The sequence below is a fragment of the Streptomyces sp. SAS_281 genome, from assembly GCF_052542855.1.
On the sequence record NZ_JBMNDO010000064.1, the window covers coordinates 39,101 to 45,100 of the forward strand.

6 protein-coding genes are annotated in these 6,000 nt (G+C 71.1%); 1 reads left to right on the top strand and 5 read right to left on the bottom strand.

Translation table 11 applies throughout. The annotated features are described in order from the left end of the window. Window positions 1-97: 97 nt before the first annotated feature. Together ACN6LM_RS23255 and ACN6LM_RS23260 are read right to left on the bottom strand one after the other, a co-directional pair. Entirely contained in the window at window positions 98-661 is a 564-nt protein-coding gene (locus tag ACN6LM_RS23255) for a hypothetical protein (protein ID WP_445067318.1), read from the bottom strand. A 129-nt stretch (window positions 662-790) separates the two neighbouring features. Beyond that, a complete protein-coding gene (locus ACN6LM_RS23260; protein ID WP_445067319.1) occupies window positions 791-1,486 on the bottom strand; it encodes a hypothetical protein in 696 nt (231 codons plus the stop codon). Between the two features lie 431 nt (window positions 1,487-1,917). On the opposite strand from ACN6LM_RS23260, the gene ACN6LM_RS23265 reads away from it, so the two are divergent. Further along, a complete protein-coding gene (locus ACN6LM_RS23265; RefSeq protein ID WP_445067320.1) occupies window positions 1,918-2,238 on the top strand; it encodes a hypothetical protein in 321 nt (106 codons plus the stop codon). A 167-nt stretch (window positions 2,239-2,405) separates the two neighbouring features. Here the strand turns inward: ACN6LM_RS23265 and ACN6LM_RS23270 are convergent, their stop codons facing one another. Genes ACN6LM_RS23270 through ACN6LM_RS23280 form a run of 3 tightly spaced genes read right to left on the bottom strand, consistent with a single transcriptional unit; the run spans window position 2,406 to window position 5,882 of the window. After that, entirely contained in the window at window positions 2,406-3,911 is a 1,506-nt protein-coding gene (locus ACN6LM_RS23270; protein WP_445067321.1) for an ATP-binding protein, read from the bottom strand. 26 nt (window positions 3,912-3,937) lie between these two features. Beyond that, window positions 3,938-4,390, bottom strand: a complete 453-nt coding sequence (locus ACN6LM_RS23275) for a DUF6238 family protein (RefSeq protein ID WP_445067322.1) — start codon at window positions 4,388-4,390, stop codon at window positions 3,938-3,940. A gap of 25 nt (window positions 4,391-4,415) precedes the next feature. Beyond that, entirely contained in the window at window positions 4,416-5,882 is a 1,467-nt protein-coding gene (locus ACN6LM_RS23280) for an SCO6880 family protein (RefSeq protein WP_445067323.1), read from the bottom strand. Window positions 5,883-6,000 lie beyond the last annotated feature (118 nt).

Genomic DNA, 6,000 nt, shown 5'->3' on the forward strand with positions numbered 1-6,000 from the left:
GGCAGATCCATCCGAGGCGGGTGCGGTTACAGGTGCGGGCGACGGGCGGATCAGTTCTGAGGGTGCGGTGCACGGAGGACTCCTGGATCGCGGTCGGTCAGAGCCGGGGAGCGGATGAGGAACTGGCCGACGGCGGCGCGGCCCGCGCGTACGACTCCGGCGGCGGGCCGGTCGGGAGCACGCGCTGGCCGATCGACGGCGAAGAGGCGAGAGCGATACTCGCCTGGGATGGAGCGGAGTCGGGCGGGAACACGGGAGCGGCGCGCGTTTCGCCGGAACATTCCTGCTCTTGGCGTGTCGGTACGCCAAGCTGGTCCAGGCGGGCGTCGACAGCGGAGAGGAGATCCGGCACGCTGCCGCCGAGGCGCGCATGCGGACCGCCCGGCTCGGAGTCGTAGATCACCTCGTAGACGGCAGGCTCGACGGACCGGTGGCGGGTGACCATCCAGCTTTCCGGGGACTCGGGGTGCTCGGAGGGCGGCTCCTGCGGGGGCGAGATGATCAGCGAACTGCCGTCGGGAAGCTCGGCGTGGACGATGTAGTCGCTGAGGCCGTACTCGACGGTGCACTCCAGGCCGCGCTGCCCGAGCACCGAACAGAGGGCGGCCTGAAGGCGACGCGGATCGGACGCGGCGGTCGGGGACGGGGTTTCGTGGTGCATGGACTTCTCCGTTGCGAACGGCCCGCCGCACGGCGGGAGCCGCCGGGGCGTGGAGCTTGAAGGAGTGCGGTGGTCCATGAGGATCCGGGGATCGGGCAGTTTGGCGCTGCCGTGACTGCGTGCTAGGGATCACCGCGAGCGACCGGGAGCCGGCGGGTGCGATGCCGGCGGGACCTGGGGCGAAGGGGCTGATACGGCAGGGGTGTTGTGCGTCGAGCGGGTCAGGGCGACGCGAGCCCGCTCGGTCTGCGCCGGCCGTTCGGTGTCCGCTCGGTGGGCGAGGTATTCGCCGACGCGCACCAACGCCGGTCCCTTGGAGCCGAGTTCGTGTGAGTAGTGCCAGCCTTCGGTGTTGCGGTGCTCCTCGGCACGCTCCTGGTAGAGGTGGAGCACGCTCGGCTGCGAACCGTCCATAAGCGCCATGACGTCGGCCCATTCGTGCCGCAGTTCCTCCGCCCGGAACAGGATGTGGTCGATTCCGCGTATCCGACGGAGGTCGTCGCTGATCGGCCCCTCGACGTAGTCGGGGCCGTCGGCGGCGGCGCGGACCCCGGCCAGCACCTCGGGTCCGTGGTCGAGGAACACCTCGGCGTGCTTCCACGCTTCGGCGTCCCGCTTGACCTTTCCGTCGCCGTAGACCTTGTCGTCCAGCGGCCAGCCGTCCGCGTCGCAGAGCGAGTCCGAAACCGCGTCCCAGGCGTCGCACGCCTCGTTGATCCCGGCGGCGGCCGAGGCCAGTGCCGGGAGGTGTCGTCGCCATGCCAAAGGGTCGGTGGCCTGCGACGGCTGGCTGTCACCGGAGGAAGGAGTGGAAGAAGCAGACATGATCGATCCTTGTTGCTGTACCGGTTGTTGCGATTTGTCGCTAAGTCAGCCGCTTGTGTCCCACCAACCCGCACCCCTGCCCATCAACCAGAGCACCGGCCCCGTACGAACCGCGTTGGCAGGGTTTCCCGTGGGGCGAACTCGGCGTCACACCAAGGGCTCTCCTTGGAGACCGCGTCCTTCAGGAGATCGACGCCACTGGTGGTGACGTGCGGCGCATCTGCGACCTCTTCGGACTCACCGTCTCCGGTGCCAGGCCCTACACCGCCGGCCGGGACGGGTGCGTAGACGAGAACGAGGGCGGCTGCTAGGCAGTACGCGATCGCGTCTTGAGGCGTGCCCTGCTGGACTGGGCAACGGTCGCGAAGCATGGTGCGCCTCTGGGGGTGTTGGTCAGCCCTGTGTAGGGCTGGATCTGGTGAGGGGGTCGGGTGGAAAAGGACGTGGAGCGGGAGCGCAGCACCGAGGCGGCACCGAATGCATACGAGCGGGCCCTCGCAGAGGATCGGCGGGTGATCAGGGAGCTGCTGCGTGCCAGCCGCGGCGGGGCGCACTTCGGCTTTGTGCTGACGGCCTTGATACTTGGTGCGGTCGCGTGCTTCGAGTGCCCCAAATGGCCGTTGATCATCGGCGGCGGGTTCGCGGTCTGGTTCGCGCTGGCTCTGGCCGTCGTCCGCCGACGCGGCGGGCGTGGCTGGAAGGCGATCGAGCGTGCATACATCGCGACCTTCGGCTGGGCCGAGTGGCTCTGACCTGACCGGTGTCGAGCCTTGCGGTCGCGTGTGCACGCCGCTGTCAGCGCGTGGCCGACCGGCGTCACCCGGGTTCCCCAACCGACGCCCCCCCGCATGGGCTCTCCAGGGCACCCGCCCCTCGGGCTCCGCCCACTGGATGCCTCAGAAACGGTGAACGCACGGGCTTAGGCGGCCATGCGGGCGTCTGTGTCGAACAGCTCCCGCTCGGCCGGGTGGAGGATGTGCTGGGTGATGAACGAGCGGCCGGCGACCTTCCACAGACCTCGGCCCTTGGTCAGGGCGGACACCGCCTGGGTCTCGACGCCGGTCAGGCCGAGCAGAGAGGCAGCGGCGGCGAGCTGGTCGGGCTCCTGGCGGTAGATGATGCGCGTGCTGCAGTCCGCGAGGAGCCCCTCGGCCAGGACTCGGCCGCGTGAACCGGCGTCGCCCGCCGAGAGCAAGTCGCTGAGCCGGTGGATCACCATGAGGTTCGCGATGCCCAGCCCTCGGGAGAGCTTCCACTGGCTCTGCATCCGCTCCAGCAGCCCGACGTGCCGCATCAGCCGCCACGCCTCGTCGTAGATCACCCAGCGCCGACCGCCATCGGGATCACTGAGGGCTGACTCCATCCACGCGCTCGCGCACGTCATCGCGAGCACCAGTGCCGTGTCGTCACCGGAGCCGCCGAGACGGGAGAGGTCGATGGACAGCATCGGTGTGGTCGGGTCGAACGACACGGTGCTCGGCGCGTCGAACATGCCGCTCAAGTCGCCGTGCACGAGACGTCGCAGGGCGTGGGCGAGGTCTTGGGCGGCTGAACCGAGGTGCCCCGCCTGGTGGCCGAGGGCGTGGTCGAGGCGTTCGGGGGAGCCGAGTGCGTGTGCGATCTCGCCGAGCAGCGGCACCGTGCCTCGGGCGGCGGCGTCAGCGACGACCAGGTCCAGGGCCAGGTCGAGGGCGGTGTGCTCCATCGGCAGCAGGTCGCGCTTCAGCACGGTGCGGGCGAGGCTGGCCAGGAGCAGCAGGCGGCGCTTGCGAACCTCCGTGAACCAGTCCTCTTCGCTGACGGAGGTGGGCTGGGCCGGGGCGTCCAGCGGGTTCAACCGGCCGGGGAGCCCCGGGCCCAGGGCGATGCTGTAGCCGCCGAGGGCCTGGGAGACAGCTGTCCACTCCCCCTTGGGGTCGCAGGGGATGTAGATCTGGTAGCCGTGGGCAATCGACCGGGTGGCGATCGACTTCGCCAGCGCGGACTTGCCCATGCCGATGATCCCGGCCAGGACCGCGTTGGGGTTCGTGAAGCCCTCCACCCTGCCGCTGTTGTAGAGCGAGAACGGGTCGAAGCAGAAAGCCGCCTCCGCGTGCACATCGCGGCCGATGAACACCCCTTCGGCGCCCAGGCCGCCCTCGGCCACGAACGGGTACGCACCGCTGGCTGTCGCGGTGGTCATCCGGTGGGCGGGCAGGTCGAGCTTGCCGCCGCGGGCGGACGCCGGACCGGGGCGACCGGAGAGCGGATAGGTGGGCCGCAGATCCGGGTCGAGGGTCTGCTCGGCGCGGTGCTTGGGCGGGTTTTCGGCGAGGCGTGCCTGGCGGCGGGCTTCGGTGAAACCGGCTCGGGCGGCCCGCTGTTCGGCGCGTGTCGTCTTACGTGGCACGAACAGAGGGGAGGCGCTGGCGCGGGTACGGGGCATGAGCGTTTCTCCAGGTGAGGGGTGGGTCAGCGGCGGACGAGGCCGGTGAACGGGGCGTGCAGGTCGGCCGGGGTGGTGCGCCGCCGGACGAGATGCGCGGTGCGCTGGTGGCGCTGGCAGATGGTCAGTTCCAGTGCCCCCTCCGGAAGGCCGGCCTGGCACGCCTCCGGCTCGGGGATCTCGCCGGAGTCCGGCCGGGGCGCCGCGTGGTAGGCGGCGTGGAGGTGCTCGGCGGCCTGCCAGATGCGGGTGCGGGCGGTACGGAGCTGGTCGCCCTCGACCGCGACGAGCTGCCCGGTGCGACCGGTGTGGGCGTCGAGCAGCCCGTACAGCGAGACGAGGTGGGCGTGCAGGGCGTCCAGCTCTGCCCGGGTGGTGACCAGCGGGCCGCCCGGGATGTTGAGTGCCCGGTGGAAGTCGAGCGCGGCGGTGGCGAAGGGCACGAAGTCCTGCGCGGTCGGGCTGGCGGTGCGGGACATGAGGGTGCTCTTTCGAAAGGAAGGGTCAGGCGGCGAGCGCGAGCGGCAGGGCGGCGGCGGTGAATGCCTCGGCCTGCTGCCAGGTCAGGGGCCTCAGATCGAGCTGGGCGCCGACAGCGGCGGTCTCCACGACGGCGCAGGCGGTGCGCAGCTCGTCCTCGGTATCGGCCGAGACGGTCAGCAGACCGGTCAGGGCGACATCCGCGTGCCCAGCGATGAGCTGGCGTTCGCGGGACTTGATGTCCTGGTACTCGATCGAGTCCGCCTCGGAGTCGACCTGACCGCGCCGGGCCCGTTCGGCGGCGTCGGCGATCACGCTGGACTTCTTGCGCTGCACGTCGCGCAGGGCGGCGTCGAGGTTCTTCGGCTCGTAGGAGAGCGACAGCGTGCGCCGGACGCCACCGGTGAACAGGAGCTGGTGCAGGAAGCCGGCGCTGGTCTCGGTGCGCGGCCAGTTCTCCACCCAGTAGGTGGCGTGCACGGCGGAGTCGGTGGCGATGTTGTCCGCCTTTTCGACGACCACGACGGGGCCGGCGGCGGCGGGCTCGGCCTCGGGGCGACCGGCTGTGGACCAGCGGTCGAGTGTCGCCAGCGCCTTCGGGTCGTAGGCAGTGCGCACCACGGCGGCGATCTCGCGGGCGGTGAGCCAGCCCGTCGTGGTGAGACCGGCGGTCCGCGCCGCCTGGTCGAACGTCGAGGTGAGCTGGGCGAGGACGCTGAAGGCACCGGTGAGACCGCCACCGGCCTGGTTGATCAGCCGACGGGCCGCCTTGGTGTCCAGGGACACCGCGACGTACGCCTCGTGCGGGGCGGCTGCGGGGCCGGCGCTCTGGATCAGCTCGTTGTAGATCGCCCCGGCCATCGGGGTGTCGGGTCGGCCGTGCTCTTCCCAGTAGCGGCGCAGCGCGTCGCCGGAGTCGGGGATGGTGCGCTCGATGACCTGGATGCGGGCGATCTGCCCGGTACGGGCGAGGGCCGCCAGCGCGCGTCCCCATCCGCCGACGTTGGCCTGCTGGGTGCCCGGGTCGAGCAGGGCGTAGGCGCGGGAGGAGACCTTGACCGCTGCGGTCAGCGTCCCGGTGTGCGGGTTGTGGACGGCGCCGTACTTTCCGTCGGGAGCAGTGGTCACGCGCAGGCTGGCGGCGGTGCCGGGAAGGTGGAGTAGTCCCTCGCGGGTCGGCCGGCGGGAGGGCCGGGTGAGCCAGACGAGCTGGCCTCGCATCCGGCGCAGCGCGTAGCGGACGACGATCGGGGCCCAGTCCGCCAAGGCGCGGCCTCGGTGGCGGACGAAGACGAGCAGGGCGATGACCGCCCACAGCGGTATGAGCTGGAGAGCGCCGAGCACACCGCGGGCGAGGATGACGGCGAGAAGGAGAAGGCCGGTGAGTCCGGCGACGACCAACTGCGGGACGGTCAGGCCGAGCAGGACGCCGCGCCTGCTGCGGTGGGGAAACTGCACGGTGGGCGTGGAGGGCTGGTGCTTGCCGGACATGGTGGTTCCAGACGGTGGGAGCGGGCGGAGGTCGGGGCGCACGGCGCTCTTCTGGACGTCATGGCGAAACCTTCCTGCTGGTGGGGAGGCGGGGGGGGGGGGGGGGGGGGGGCCCGCC